Source organism: Halioxenophilus aromaticivorans (assembly GCF_042850945.1).
Taxonomy (GTDB): domain Bacteria; phylum Pseudomonadota; class Gammaproteobacteria; order Pseudomonadales; family Cellvibrionaceae; genus Halioxenophilus; species Halioxenophilus aromaticivorans.
Map to the genome: position 1 here is coordinate 2,008,462 of NZ_AP031496.1, position 14,416 is coordinate 2,022,877.

Genomic DNA, 14,416 nt, shown 5'->3' on the forward strand with positions numbered 1-14,416 from the left:
GTGCGTCGGCCCGGCGCTGTGGTACACTCTGGCGCATAGTCGCCGCTGGGCATTAAACGCCAAGTGGCAACCCCGTTTTACATCCGATTCGGTAATCAATGAGCTATCAGGTTCTGGCGCGTAAGTGGCGCCCTCGTAACTTCCACGAAATGGTGGGCCAAGAGCATGTTCTAACGGCTCTGGTTAACGCCCTGGATCACAATCGCCTGCACCACGCTTATTTATTCACCGGTACCCGGGGCGTGGGTAAAACCACCATCGCCCGTATCTTTGCCAAGTGTTTGAATTGCGAATCGGGCATCAGCTCCAACCCCTGTGGTACCTGCTCTTCCTGCGTTGAAATCGCCGAAGGCCGCTTTGTTGATCTAATCGAAGTGGATGCTGCTTCGCGCACTAAGGTGGAAGACACCCGGGAGCTATTAGACAACGTTCAGTACGCCCCTACACGTGGACGGTTTAAGGTATACCTAATCGATGAGGTGCACATGCTCTCGGGGCACAGTTTTAACGCCCTGTTAAAAACCCTGGAAGAGCCACCGCCCCACGTTAAATTCTTGCTGGCAACCACCGATCCTCAAAAGCTGCCCGTTACCATTCTTTCGCGCTGCTTACAGTTTCATCTCAAGAATATGAGCCAGGAGCGCATTGTTGGCTACCTGAGCCACGTGCTTGGCCAAGAGGATTTCAGCTTTGAAGAGCCGGCATTGTGGCAGTTGGCGCGTGCCGCCGACGGCAGTATGCGCGACGCTCTGAGCCTCACCGACCAGGCTATTGCTTTTGGAAATGGCCAGGTCAACGAGGCCCAGGTCAGCACTATGCTGGGCACCATCGATCAGGCGTTTATTCATGGCATTCTTACCGCCCTGGCGGAATTAAATGGTAAGCAGGTATTGGCGGCGGTGGCGGCCATGTCTGAGCAGTCGCCGGACTACGCCGGCGCTCTGGCCGATATCATCGGCGTACTGCACCGCGTGGCCCTGGCGCAAACCGTGCCCGATGCACTGGACAACAGCCTGGGCGATAAAGAACAAGTGGCTAGGTTGGCGCAAACCATTGCCAGTGAAGATGTGCAGCTGTTTTATCAAATAGCCCTGCACGGCCGCAAAGATTTGGCCATTAGCCCAGACCCGCGGGCGGGCTTCGAAATGACCCTGTTGCGCATGTTGGCGTTTAAACCCCAGGGCGTCACCGAGCTACCGACGCAGCCTTTGCCCGACAGCTCCAAAGAAAGCTCTGAGGCTGGTACTAAACAAAAAGCGGAGCAAAAAGCTGAACCACCCAGCCAACCGCCAGTGGCAACAACCCCAACCCAGGATACGCCACAGCCAACCCAGGCCTCGGCTCCAGCACCTCTTACAGCGCCCGTAGCTCCGGCTGAACCAGCAGTTTCGCCACAGAATCCTGTTCAGCAGCCAATGCCGGCGCAATCAGCGCCAACGCAGCCAGCATCGGCGCCGCCAGCGATGGAAGTGCCGCCAGCAATAGAGCCGCCGGCAGACCATCCGCAGTCCAATGCAGCGCCGGAGCCGGCCAGTGCGGGAATCCCAGCCGAGGCACCCAATAGCCCCCCGGCTAGCGCTGCCCAGGTGGCAGCGGCGCCCAGCGAGCCAAACGCCCCGACTGTTGCCGCCCAGCTTGATGAACCCCAACCCCTAGAACTCCGGCCCGCTGAGCCCCGGCCCGCTGAGCCCCGGCCCGCTGAACCCCGGCCCGCTGAACCTCAGCCGGTTGAAGCCGAGCCCGCACAAACCAGCAGTGTGTCTGCTGCCGTGACAGCCGCTGCTCAACCCTCGCCGCCCCAGATCCAGCCTGGCTACGAAGCGTCACCGCCGGTTGCCTCAGAAGACGAGTACTTCGCCGGTGCCGGTGGTATGGCGCATTTAAGCGACTTGGCTGAGCCCGAAGTGCCAGCCCGGCGCGACGAGCCTGTCTCGCAAGAGAGCGCTGCTCCGCCAGGAGTGCAACAACCGTCTGAGGTGCAAAAACCACAAGCGACAATGCCATCGCCTGCCAGCCAGTTGGCCCAAGTATTAGACGCGCCGGCCACTCGTCAGCCCGCGGTGGCCAAGCCCCGGCGGGCGGCGCCAGAGCCAGCCGATCCAAAGCAAGAGTACGAAATCATTCCCCTGGCACAATTCTGCCCCGATAATTGGCTGGCGCTGTACCCGCAGCTCAAAGTGACCGGCGTATTGCAAAGCACGGTTTCCAACAGTGTTTTTACAGGTCGAGAAGGCGATACACTGCACTTTGATTTGCAGCAGGCCAATGCCACGTTGTACAGCGAAGAGCACCAACAACGTTTTGCCGATATTCTCAGTGAATACTTTAGCCAGCCTTTAGCGGTCAGTATTCGTCTAACCCAGGTCAGCGCAGAAACCCCGGCGGCCCAGTCCATTAGGCTCAAGGTCGAGCGCCATGCGCACGCCGTTGCCCTAGTGCAGGGCGATCCTTTAGTGCAGCGCCTGGTGCAGGATTTTGCCGCCGAGGTTGATCCAGAAAAAATCGAACCCACACTGTAGAGTGTGGTTGCCGCCAAAGCGGCAATTATTGAGCAATTTAACAACCCCACCTTGCGAGGTAGCAAACCATGAATGGTTTAGGCGATTTGATGAAGCAGGCCCAAGAAATGCAGGCCAACATGCAAAAAATGCAAGAGGAATTAGCCAACGCCGAAGTGCGTGGCGAATCCGGTGCCGGTTTGGTGGCCGTAGTGATGACTGGCCGGCACGATGTGAAATCCGTGTCTATTGATCAGAGCCTGCTATCAGAAGATAAAGAAATTTTGGAAGACTTACTGGCCGCAGCGGTCAACGACGCTGTGCGCAAAGTAGAGAGCGCCAATAAAGAAAAACTGGGCAAACTCACCGGCGGCATGCAGATGCCCCCCGGTTTTAAGATGCCGTTTTAACCGAGTGCAGGAATAACCCGTGTTTAGCCCCTTAATCGACGATCTCATTCAAGCTTTGCGCTCGCTACCGGGCGTTGGCCCCAAGTCGGCCCAGCGAATGGCGTTGCAACTGCTGGAGCACAACACCCAGGGAGCGTTATCGTTGGCCGGGGCCTTGCAAAGGGCAGTAGAGGGCGTAAAACGCTGTAACAGTTGCCGCACCCTCACCGAGCACGACACTTGCCGAATATGCAGCAGTACCAAACGCCAAACCCGTTTAGTGTGCGTGGTGGAAAGCCCGCCGGATGTCATCGCCTTTGAGCAATCCGGTGTATTTAGCGGCCGCTACTTCGTACTGCACGGGCATTTATCGCCCATCGATGGCGTTGGGCCTGCGGACCTGGGCCTGGACATTCTGGGCCAGCAGCTACAAGCTGGCGAAATCGATGAATTGGTGTTGGCCACCAATTCCACCATAGAAGGCGAGGCCACCGCCCACTACATAGCCGAAATGGGCAAGGCCGCTCAGGTAAAAGTCAGCCGTTTGGCCCAGGGTGTGCCCATGGGTGGTGAGCTAGAATACCTGGATGGCGGCACTTTGGCCCATGCCTTAAACAGCCGAACTACGGTTTAATTTTGACAAACACTACTTCACTCTCACTTGATGTCGAATACCAGTGGGTAGACGACGCCCAGCAATTGGATGCGCTTTGTAACCAATGGCAAGCCTTGGGCGCCATCGCCATGGACACCGAATTCGTGCGTACCGACACCTTCTACCCAAAACCCGGCTTGTTGCAAATAGGCACCGGACGCGAGATCTACCTGGTAGACCCTATCAACCTGGTTGATCACGCCGGGTTTAAAGCGTTGTTGGCCAACAATAACGTTACTAAAGTGCTGCATGCTTGTTCGGAAGATTTAGAGGTGCTGCGCTGTTGTTTTGGCGTGTTGCCTACGCCGGTATTTGACACGCAATTGGCGGCGTCGTTTTGTGATTACGGTTTTAGCATCGGCTACGGCAATTTAATGAAAGCCATGTTCCAATTAGAGTTGCCTAAAGACGCCACCCGTTCAGATTGGTTACAGCGCCCATTGGGTGATGTGCAAAAAAATTACGCAGCCTTGGATGTGGCCCACTTATTAGTGGTTTATGGCACCTTGTTAAAGCAGTTAAAAGATAAAAACATGCTAGATCGAGTGCTGGCCGATTGCCAGGACTTGGTCAACCAAGCCAATGACACTACCCAAGTAGACCCGGATTACTACCTCAAAGTAAAACATGCGTGGCGATTAAAAAAACCCGCGTTGCAAATACTCAAACAGCTTTGTCTGTGGCGAGAACAAGAAGCTCGCAGACGAGATATCCCTCGCAACCGAATTTTTAAAGATGTGGTGTTGTTTGAGATTGCCCAAACCAAACCGCCACACCTTGCTAAGTTATCCACTATAGAGGGTGTGCAGGGCCGGGCCATTCGGGATTTTGGCCAGCAGGTATTACAAACCGTGCGCGATGCTCTGAGCCAGGATGAATCCACTTGGCCACCGTTATTGCCAAAGCCCTTGCCCAAGGAATCCGGTGATTTATCCAAAACGCTAAAGGCCACCGTGGCCCGCGTTGCCGAGCAGCAACAGTTGCCCACCGAAGTATTGGTACGCAAAGCGGATTTACAAACCTTGCTCTACTCGGTATACGATAGCCGAGCCCCGGAGCTAAGCCCGCGTTTGGCCCAAGGCTGGCGCTATGAGGCGATTGGTAAAGCGCTGCTCGAACAGGCCCGGCAAAAGCTTGAAGAGCTAACCTAAAACACGGCGATACCCACCGCCGGCACAGAGACATTCACCGTGAATAAAATCGTTTGCAACATCATGCAAAGCAGTAAAAAAGCAGGCATGTATTTGTACGTAGAAAAAGCCCAGGGCTTAAAACGCGTGCCGGAAGCCTTATTGGAGCGGTTTGGCAAGCCCAAACCACCCATGACACTGCTACTAACACCGGAGCGAAAGTTGGCCAATGCCGATGTTGATAAGGTTATGGCTGCCATCGAAGAGAAAGGCTTTTACCTGCAGTTGCCCAAAGACGATGACGACTACATGAAAGACATCGCCCTGGCCAATAGCAAACTGAGCGGTGCCTAAGTTGGACGATTCTCGTTGGCAGGAGCTGCGTGCCAGCCAATATTGGCAACACAAGCGGCTTACCCAAATGAGCGACGACGAATGGGAAGCGCTGTGCGACGGTTGCGGTAAATGTTGCCTGCACAAGCTTATTGACGACGAAACCGACGAGCTTTATTACACCGATGTAGCCTGCAAGTTGTTGGATACAACAACCGTGCGTTGCTCAGATTACCCAAATCGTCATCATACCGTGCCCGATTGCCTCGTGTTTAGCGCCGAAAATATCGCCGATTTGTACTGGCTGCCAGCTTCCTGCGCCTACAAAACCCTGTATGATGGGCGCCGATTGGAAAAGTGGCACCCGTTGATTTCTGGCGATAAACAATCTGTGCATCGCTATAAGCGCTCAGTAACAGGGCGTTGCACATCGGAACAAAACGTGCCGATAGACCAGCTTGAAGAACACTTGGTACGATGGGTGTAAAGCCAACCCAAGCTACTGACTAAAGCTACTGACCAACGCTACCGAATAAAGACTATGTTTATAGACGACGCTTACATGAACGCATGGATCATCTACTGGGTAGGTTCAGCGCTGCTCATTTTGGTGGCCTGGCGTATTGCCCGCGGCTGGGTGGCTTGGGTTAAATTTCCGCTACTGCTGATTCTGTGCGCGTTGTTTTTTGTGCCGTTTAATATCCATGCTGATGCTAAAGAGATGGCTCCGGCCTGGCTCATAATGATGTTTGAGGGTGTTTTTGTGCCCAGCATTGGCTTTGGACGAGTAGGGCCAACCTTAGGTATTGCCTCGGCGGCAGCAGTGCTGTTGTTTCCGGTGTTGGCGGGCATTGTTATAGTTGTGAAACGAGCTTTTGGCATTGCGCCAAAACAAGACGATTCCGAGGCTTCTAAAGCACCGGCTACCGAAGCCTAAGCGCCATCGATTCCGGCAGGCTAACGTAGGCGTTACAACTGGCTGCGCTGCCGGCACCTTAAGTCTCTCTTCTAGTCCCCGGGCTCTGAAAGCCCCTGTTCCTAAGCCTGCGTTGTTAAGTCTGCATCCTTAAACACCCAGTGGGGCCCAATACCACCCGTTAAGTTTTCTTATTCCTGCCGATAACAGTTTACAGAAAAGTAAATTTTTAAGTTGCAGCAGAACAGGACTGGTTGTGATTGTGATCAATGCCCTAAGGCCGAGTACTCGAATATTAGCACTTGCTATCTGGCTGGTGTGTTTGCCTTTGGCCGGCCAGAGCTACGCACAGCAGGCGCCGGATGTGCGCTTGGTGGTTGATATCTCTGGCAGTATGAAACGCAATGACCCAGCCAACTTGCGCCAGCCAGCTGTGGAGTTACTGGTGCAACTGTTGCCGGCCGGGGCGGAATCCAGTGTGTGGACCTTTGGCCAATACGCAACCGAACTGGTGCCCCACGGCCCGGTGGATGACAACTGGAAGCAAACCGCAGTTAGCAAATCGGGTGACATCAATTCGGTGGGGCTATTCACCAATATTGGCCTAGCGCTGGAAGAAGCCGGGTTGAGCGATGTCTCCAAGGATGCCACCAACGTCATTATTCTCACCGACGGCATGGTGGATATTGCCAAAGACCCAGGCGTCAACGAAAAAGAGTGGCGCCGTATCGTTGATGAGGTAATTCCCAAGTTGCGCCGAGCCGGAGTGCGGGTGCACACCATTGCGCTGTCTGATAAAGCCGATAGCCAGCTGCTCAATAAATTAGCTTTAGCCACCAATGGCAAAGCCGCCACGGCAAAAACCGCCGATGAATTAATGAAAGCGTTTTTGGCCACCTTCGACCAGGCCGCCCCGGCGGAGCAGGTTCCGTTGGCGGAAGACCGCTTCGCTATTGACTCCAGTGTGGAAGAGTTTACGGCACTGGTATTTCGTAAAGATAAAGTTGTGCCAACCGTTTTGCAGGGCCCGGACGGCAGCCGCTATAGCTTGGTAGAGGCCGACGGTAACCCCGATGTAAGTTGGTTTTCGGGTTTGGATTACGACCTAATAACACTGCAGCAACCATTGGAAGGGGAGTGGCAGGTGCTCACCGGCATCGCTCCCGATAGCCGGGTGACCGTGGTTAGCAACTTGAACTTGGTGGTGAAAACCATGCCCACCAATTTATTCCGCGGGCAACGCTTACCGGTGGATGTTCGTTTACAGGAGGACGGTGAAACCATTACTGCCATGGATTTCTTGCAGTTGGTGGATTTAACCGCAACCACATTTGGTGGTGACGAAGGTCGCCAAATGATGAACATGGCGCAAACCGGAGTGCCCGCCAACGGCATTTTCCGCAGTAGGCTGCCGCACTTTAATCAGCCCGGAGAATACGAGCTGACCATCGCTCTAGATGGCAAAAGTTTCCAGCGCCAAATAAAACACTCGGTAACCGTGCGCGATGCCTTTGCCGTGGAATTTGGCCCAGGCGCCCAGCCAGGTATGCCCCATGAGTTGTCTGTAACGCCGTTTATTCAAACCATTGATTTTGATGAAACCAGTGTCATTGCGTTAATTAAAACCCCCTCCGGTGGCACTTCGATTTTACCGGTGCCGGCAACCCAGGTGGACGATTGGTTACTGAAATACAGCCCAAAAGAAGAGGGCGTTTATACGGTTAACCTAACCATAGACGTGGTTGAAACAAACGGTACTGGCTACGAATATAATCACCCCGAGTTTGAGTTTTCCTATCCCGAGGGCGAGATTATAAACGCGCCGGAGCCTCAGCCGCCGGAGCAAGAAGAGCCCGAGCCTGAACCCGCAGAGGATGAGCCAGAAGAGTCCGAACTTGAACCCGAGGACGACAGTAGCGGCTTGCCGTGGTGGATATACGTTGCGCTGGGTGTGGGTAACCTCCTGATATTTGGCTTAGCATATTTTGCCTACCGCAAATTAATGGGCGGTAAAAAAGACAAGCCTGAAGACCAGGAAGAAAAAGAGCCAGAGCAAAAAGAAGAGCCTAACACGGAGGAGTCAGAGCCCGAGGAAGAGGCCGCCGATGATGCCTTAGCCATGGCGGATATTGACGATGGCGAAGACGTAGCGGAAGAGCCTGAACCCGAGGCGGAGCCAGAACCTGAGCCAGAGCCGGAAATCGCCGAAGAGGCTGAGCCCGATGCCGCGGAAATGGACGACGCCAGCGATTTGGATGAGGCCGTTGACGAAGCTGTGGATGACGCCACCGATGCATCCGAGACCGCCGAAGAAGAAGACGTATTCGACCTTGATCAAGATACTGAGTCTGAGCCGGAGGAAGAACCAGAGGAAGAACCTGAACTGGAAGAGGGAGAAGCCTTCAGCCTCGATCAAGACCCGGAGCCAGAAACGCCACAGGACTTAGATGAAACGGCAGACACCGAAGATGCCGGGGTTGATGAAGCCACAGACTTGGCTGAAGACGAAGAGATAGAGCCCGCGGCGGAAGAAGAAGCAGAGATTCCAGACGCGCCTATGGACGATCTTGAAGCCATGCTGGCCGAAGCCACGGCAGACCTGCCGGATTTGGATGACGAAGACGACGAAGAATTTACCCTGGAGGACTGGGACCCAGATAAGAAGTAACGCTAGTCAATCATCTGCTCTAACATCACCGCTGCATTCAGACCACCGCTGCACTAACAAGCCAGCGGTGGGGCACCTTTTTCGCAAAGCCTTTCAACAATCTTTCAATTAGCGCTCAACCCCCACCAACGACTCCCTGCATAAAAGGTTAGTCTCGATAGCCCTGTCAATGATGTTTCCGGTCATAGTTCTGGCAATTTAATCACCCGTGTCCGTGGCCTAGATTCAACGGATAGAAAAACAACAAAGATACCAACACAGCGGGTTTTGCAATTGATAAAGCCCGATTATGATAGGGAAAACTGAATACATCTGAGTTGGGAGAGCATCAATGAGCTTTACAGGTACTGAAACCTACGTTGCCACAGACGACCTACAATTGGCAGTTAATGCGGCAATAACACTGCAGCGACCTTTGTTGGTAAAAGGAGAGCCCGGCACCGGTAAAACGTTGCTTGCCGAGGAGGTGGCTAAATCGTTGGGCAAGCCATTGATCCAATGGCACATTAAATCCACCACAAAAGCCCAGCAGGGCCTGTACGAATACGATGCCGTATCTCGTTTGCGAGATTCGCAGCTAGGCCGCGACAGCGCTAAAGATATCAGCAACTACATTAAAAAGGGCAAGCTGTGGGAGGCTTTTACCGCCGACGAGCAAGTGGTATTGCTGATTGATGAAATTGACAAAGCCGACATTGAATTCCCCAATGACTTATTAGTAGAGCTGGATAAAATGGAATTCTTTGTCTACGAAACCGGTGCTACCATCAAGGCCATTACTCGGCCCATTGTTATCATCAGTAGTAACAATGAGAAAGAACTACCAGATGCCTTCCTGCGCCGTTGCTTTTTTCACTACATTAATTTCCCTGATCGAGCCACCATGCAAAAAATTGTTGAGGTGCATTACCCCGGTATTAAACAGCAGTTGGTGCAAGACGCTCTCAATATCTTCTTTGATGTACGTAAGGTGCCTGGCTTAAAGAAAAAACCCTCCACCTCTGAGCTGGTGGATTGGTTGAAACTAATTTTGGCTGACGATATACCAGAAGAGGTCCTCACCAGTCGTGATACTACCAAGGCGATACCTCCCTTATACGGCGCCCTATTAAAAAACGAACAGGATGTTCAATTGCTAGAACGCCTAGCGTTCATGCACCGCCGGGAACAAAAATAACGGGAATAGGGTAAAGCTATGCTGGTCAATTTTTTTTACAGCTTGCGCAGCGCAAAGGTTCCTGTTTCGGTGAAAGAATTTCTAATGCTGTTGGAGGCTATGTCGAAAGGGATCGCCTTTGGGAGCATCGATGATTTTTATTTGCTCGCGCGCACCTGCTTAATAAAAGATGAAAAATACTACGACCGTTTTGATCGTGCTTTTGGGGCTTACTTCAATGGCCTAGAAGCGATTGACGATTTTTTAGATGCGCTGATCCCTGATGACTGGATACGGTCTGAATTTACCAAGCACCTAACGGAAGAAGAAAAAGCCAAAATAAAAACACTGGGTGGCTTGGAGGAGCTTATAAAGCAATTTAAAGAGCGCCTGGAAGAGCAAAAAAAACGGCACCAAGGCGGCAGCAAATGGATCGGTACCGGGGGTACCTCGCCCTTTGGCAACAGCGGTTATCACCCAGAAGGCATCAGAGTCGGCGGCGAGAGTAAGAATAAAAGCGCCGTAAAAGTATGGGATAAGCGTGAGTTCAAAAACCTCGACGACGACGTAGAGCTGGGTACTCGCAATATAAAGGTAGCGCTACGTAAACTGCGCAAGTTTGCCCGCACTGGCGCCAACGAGGAACTCGATCTCGACGATACCATCCGCTCCACCGCAAATAATGCCGGCATGTTGGACATTAAAATGGTCCCCGAGCGCCACAATGCGGTAAAAGTATTGCTGTTTTTTGATGTGGGTGGCTCCATGGACCCTTACATTCGTGTGTGTGAAGAAATGTTTTCTGCCTGCAAAACAGAATTCAAACACATGGAGTATTTTTATTTCCATAATTTTATCTACGACCACGTATGGAAGGACAACGCCCGCCGTACCAGTGAAACCACCCCGTTATACGATGTGCTAAATACCTTTAGCCAAGATTACAAAGTGATTTTTGTAGGCGACGCCAGCATGAGTCCCTATGAGATCATGGCCCGCTTTGGCAGTGTGGAATATATGAACGAGGAGCCAGGGGCTACCTGGATGCAAAGGCTCACCGATAGATTTAACAAAGTCATTTGGTTAAATCCAGTCGATCAACGCCACTGGCAGTACACCCAGAGCATCGAAATCGTGCATAAGTTAGTGGATGGCCGTATGTATCCAATGACATTAGAAGGGCTGGACCAAGCAATCGCCGAATTGCAACGCTGACGCGTAACAGATGCTGAGCGCTTGGAAGAGGGTGGCTACTCGGCAGAAGGCTGAGTTATATGAGCACGGTCATTAAAAGGGCAGGTTAAAATAGACTGGCCAAGCGCGGCCTTACAAGTAATGCAACAACGGCACTGCAGAAATAATGATTGGCCATTCTTAAAAAATCATATTAATTACGGAGGCTAATAGTTCACGAGATTTGCTGAAAAATTAGCCCTGTTGGTTGCTGGCTGCTGGCTGAGCGGCATGGGGCACTTAACCACGCTGTATTAGGCCAAACTATTATTTGACGGTGGTAAAAAAACTATGCTAAAAATTAACCTAAGCTAAACGTATGTAAGTTTATGTTAGGAATTGTGTTAAAAAACAAACAGAAACTTAAAGTAATACTTTAAGTTTGCAGCGGGAACTGGAATAATTATCGCCGTTGCTGAACAGTCACGTTTCTTCAAACCCTATGTAACTTTTGCCACACGTCACACCGCCAGCCGGCGCTAATCGACCTTTGAGATACCAATCATTACTTGTATTGGCTTAAAACTGTGACGCATGCCCCGTACTGGGAAGTTATCTCCCCCCTTTGGTTGACCCCCCAACCACTAATATTATAATTTTTACAAAATCATTTGCATTAAGCTTAAATTCATCGAACCGAGCAATATCTACGAATCTATTATGAAGAAACGTCTCCTAGCCGGTAGTAGTTTAATCCTTTCAGCCATCCTTGGTGCGCAAAGCGCTTTCGCAGCACCTGCCTACATGAACGACGCAGAAACTAGAGTTCCTTCGTCCACTGCCAACAAGGCCAATTTAAGCGTGCACAAGTTCCCTCGCACAATTCTATCAGAGACTCAATCTCTGAAGGGTGGGGTAGAGCAATACACTAAGTACGATATCATCTCCACGGGTTCAGAAGTCGCCAAAAAGGTTGCACAGATTCAGGCCGCTAATCCTGATTCTACCTGGTTCAAGGGTTCACAGGTTGCAGAGTATCTAGAGTATATTCACGGCAACAACCACTGTTGGCATGGTAAGGGTATCCCTTTCCAAACCACTGGCGGCAAAACCGAAGGCTGTAGTGTTTACGCTGGCCACTGGCTGTATCAGGCTGGTACCAAAACTAGCCAAGCCATCAACACCGGCACTACTACCGTTAAAGTCGCAGACTCTGCTCGGTTTTCAGTGGGCTCCTACGCCGTAATTTACAACGCACCGGCCGGCGGGTTCGCCAATGCCGAGCACGTTAAGATTATCGGTAAAAATAACAGTACTAAAACCCTGACTATCCAGCGTGGCTTCAAATCTGCTGCTCGTTCCCATTCTTCGGGTAGCATTATTGCTCAGCACGTGGTTGGGCAAGGCGGTAGTACCCTGAACTGGAAGTTCAACGTAAGTACTAAAAGCCCTAAAGACGGCAATGGCAGAACCTATTCCCAAGCGGCGATTCAGTTCTTTAAAAACAACTCCACCAAGGATTATAAAGGCAACAAAACCAGCGTTAAGCTCTCTGGTTTTCTGTTTGATTCCGACTTCCACTACTTGTTCACCAGCAAAAAGGCTGACGCCAACAACGATTTGACCACCGATCATGGTATTGGTGGTGGTGTTAACTGGTGGGGTGCTGGTTTGGATGGCTTCTATAATTCCATGCGTAATGCTTTTCCTACCAAGTACGTGGTTACTGGTCATCAACTGGCTCGTGGCTTCGACTACACCAGTGGTACCCAAATGGAGGGCTGGCCGCAGTCTAATGGCTACCACTCCGTGGTACCGGAATACAATTCCTTAAGTGCCGAGCTGGCTAACTACCGCTACTACGTACATCACATATCCCAAGGGCCTGGTGCTAGCCATGTGCTAACCAAAACGCCTACCAAAATCTACAAAAAAGGTACCGGTGCTAACTCCAACAAACCATTCCGTTTTGCACTGGGTATGGGTTTGCTGAGTGACGGTTACTTCGGCAGTCAAAACTCCACCATACACCCAGACGTGTGGTACGACGAGTTTGCGGTATACACCAATAAGAACTCTAGCAACTACGGTTCCGCTGTGCCTCGTAACTCCACCGATGAATCAGCTATTCGCAATAATACCGGCTGGTTGGGTAACGCATTGGGCCCTTACACCCGGGTTTACAATGAGTCGGCATTCGTAGCCTCCGCATCGCTGATCGGCAATGGTGGTACTTTCGACTCCAACGTGAGCGGGTGGACTGGTACTCGAGTAAATGTTAGCCGTAATACTGGTACCAAAAAGGACGGTGCAGGCTCGTTACAAATTAGCAAGCACACTAGCTTCCAAAGCTCTTTGTCTGGCGCCATGGTTAAAGGCCCTAGTGCAAGCCTGACCAAAAACCAGTGGTACACCCTGGTGTTCACGGCTCGCGCAAACGACCACCGTATTGTTAAAGCGAACGTTGGTGGCCATGGTGAGCGATTCTTGGTAGGTAACACCTGGCGTCGTTATATCATGTCCTTCAAAGCGAAGGCTTCCGGCAGCAACCGTATTTCTTTCAATGTCGGCCAGGATAACATCGCGCTGAACTTAGACACGGTTCACCTGTTTAAAGGCAACGCCAACGTCTTCCGACGTGATTTCCAGAACGGTATTGTTGTAGTAAACGGCTCCGATACTACTGTTAACGTTAACTTGGGCGGTACTTTCCAGAAGATTCTTGGTACCCAAGATCCTTCGTTCAACAACGGTCAGAGCTTAAACACGCTAAGCCTCACTGGTTACGATGCAGCTGTATTGATTCGTCCTAAAGGCTCAAGCGGCGGCTCCACTACACCGACAGACCCAGTAGTGACTGACCCTGTTGTTACAGACCCGGTTACCAAGCCTTCTGACATTGAAATCTGTGGCCGCCCGAACTTCTCCTTCGGTGCTAACAAAGGTGCGTACATTTGGAAGAACTGTACTGATAACAAGTGGTTCATGTACGTTTCTCCAGGTGGCAGCAGTATCGATTATTCAGGTTTGTTATGGTCTGGCAGTGGCTTCAACTCCTTCAACAAGATCAGCTTGGAAAGCCACGATGAATTCAGCAAAACCGCTAAAATGATTAAATTCAGAATGCGTGCCTGGGCAAGTTCAGCAGATGGTTTTGGAGCGGTGGTACCTGCCAATGGCAACACCTGCTTCAAGATCACCAGCCCGTCGAATGCCAAGGTGTACTTAGGACCTAACAAGGTATTGATGTCAGCGCCCTTTAAGCTGAATGATCTGAATACTTGTAGCTAAACCAGCTACCTTGCTAAGCCCCAAAGCCCGCTCTAACACAGCGGGCTTTTTTCTGCCTGATTACTTTGTACTTTGGTAATCTGCTTCCTGCTTCCTGCTTCCTGCTTCCTGCTACCGGCCCCTAGGCTAATTCGTGCTAGTCTTTGCTTATATACAACCTGCCTGCTTTCTATTTCTCCACTTTCTGTTTCCGGCCAGTAGACATTT

The 14,416-nt window shown here is 51.6% G+C and carries 11 protein-coding genes; all 11 read left to right on the forward strand.

The genetic code is table 11. The annotated features are described in order from the left end of the window. The first annotated feature begins 98 nt into the window (after positions 1-98). The 11 genes from dnaX to ACGHM3_RS08760 all read left to right on the forward strand — a co-directional run bounded on the left by dnaX (position 99) and on the right by ACGHM3_RS08760 (position 14,209). Positions 99-2,519, forward strand: coding sequence for a DNA polymerase III subunit gamma/tau (gene dnaX / locus ACGHM3_RS08710; RefSeq protein WP_345418350.1), 2,421 nt, complete (start codon positions 99-101; stop codon positions 2,517-2,519). 68 nt (positions 2,520-2,587) lie between these two features. Next, positions 2,588-2,908 (forward strand): YbaB/EbfC family nucleoid-associated protein, encoded by a 321-nt coding sequence (locus ACGHM3_RS08715; RefSeq protein WP_345418353.1) that lies wholly within the window; start codon positions 2,588-2,590, stop codon positions 2,906-2,908. Positions 2,909-2,927: 19 nt separating this feature from the next. Beyond that, on the forward strand, positions 2,928-3,521 hold the full coding sequence (recR, locus tag ACGHM3_RS08720; protein WP_345418356.1) for a recombination mediator RecR: 594 nt from the start codon (positions 2,928-2,930) through the stop codon (positions 3,519-3,521). Positions 3,522-3,523: 2 nt separating this feature from the next. After that, on the forward strand, positions 3,524-4,693 hold the full coding sequence (rnd, locus tag ACGHM3_RS08725; RefSeq protein ID WP_345418359.1) for a ribonuclease D: 1,170 nt from the start codon (positions 3,524-3,526) through the stop codon (positions 4,691-4,693). 39 nt (positions 4,694-4,732) lie between these two features. Further along, positions 4,733-5,026, forward strand: coding sequence for a YcgL domain-containing protein (locus tag ACGHM3_RS08730; protein ID WP_390517965.1), 294 nt, complete (start codon positions 4,733-4,735; stop codon positions 5,024-5,026). 1 nt (position 5,027) lies between these two features. Continuing rightward, positions 5,028-5,492 (forward strand): YcgN family cysteine cluster protein, encoded by a 465-nt coding sequence (locus ACGHM3_RS08735; RefSeq protein WP_345418362.1) that lies wholly within the window; start codon positions 5,028-5,030, stop codon positions 5,490-5,492. A gap of 75 nt (positions 5,493-5,567) precedes the next feature. After that, complete coding sequence (locus ACGHM3_RS08740; protein ID WP_345418365.1) at positions 5,568-5,942, forward strand: hypothetical protein; 375 nt, start codon at positions 5,568-5,570, stop codon at positions 5,940-5,942. A 235-nt stretch (positions 5,943-6,177) separates the two neighbouring features. Continuing rightward, the gene (locus ACGHM3_RS08745; protein WP_345418368.1) at positions 6,178-8,589 is read left to right on the forward strand and encodes a vWA domain-containing protein; all 2,412 of its coding nucleotides are present in this window, start codon (positions 6,178-6,180) and stop codon (positions 8,587-8,589) included. A gap of 331 nt (positions 8,590-8,920) precedes the next feature. Continuing rightward, on the forward strand, positions 8,921-9,766 hold the full coding sequence (locus ACGHM3_RS08750; protein WP_345418371.1) for a MoxR family ATPase: 846 nt from the start codon (positions 8,921-8,923) through the stop codon (positions 9,764-9,766). A gap of 18 nt (positions 9,767-9,784) precedes the next feature. Beyond that, positions 9,785-10,960, forward strand: a complete 1,176-nt coding sequence (locus ACGHM3_RS08755) for a VWA domain-containing protein (protein ID WP_345418374.1) — start codon at positions 9,785-9,787, stop codon at positions 10,958-10,960. Positions 10,961-11,638: 678 nt separating this feature from the next. After that, the gene (locus tag ACGHM3_RS08760) at positions 11,639-14,209 is read left to right on the forward strand and encodes a hypothetical protein (RefSeq protein ID WP_345418377.1); all 2,571 of its coding nucleotides are present in this window, start codon (positions 11,639-11,641) and stop codon (positions 14,207-14,209) included. Positions 14,210-14,416: the final 207 nt, after the last annotated feature.

What these genes read in the sequence shown, in the direction of transcription:
- dnaX (WP_345418350.1), top strand. Translation starts at nt 99, where the DNA reads ATGAGCTATCAGGTTCTGGCGCGTAAGTGGCGCCCTCGTAACTTCCAC.
- ACGHM3_RS08715 (WP_345418353.1), top strand. Translation starts at nt 2,588, where the DNA reads ATGAATGGTTTAGGCGATTTGATGAAGCAGGCCCAAGAAATGCAGGCC.
- ACGHM3_RS08740 (WP_345418365.1), top strand. Translation starts at nt 5,568, where the DNA reads ATGAACGCATGGATCATCTACTGGGTAGGTTCAGCGCTGCTCATTTTG.
- ACGHM3_RS08750 (WP_345418371.1), top strand. Translation starts at nt 8,921, where the DNA reads ATGAGCTTTACAGGTACTGAAACCTACGTTGCCACAGACGACCTACAA.
- ACGHM3_RS08755 (WP_345418374.1), top strand. Translation starts at nt 9,785, where the DNA reads ATGCTGGTCAATTTTTTTTACAGCTTGCGCAGCGCAAAGGTTCCTGTT.
- ACGHM3_RS08760 (WP_345418377.1), top strand. Translation starts at nt 11,639, where the DNA reads ATGAAGAAACGTCTCCTAGCCGGTAGTAGTTTAATCCTTTCAGCCATC.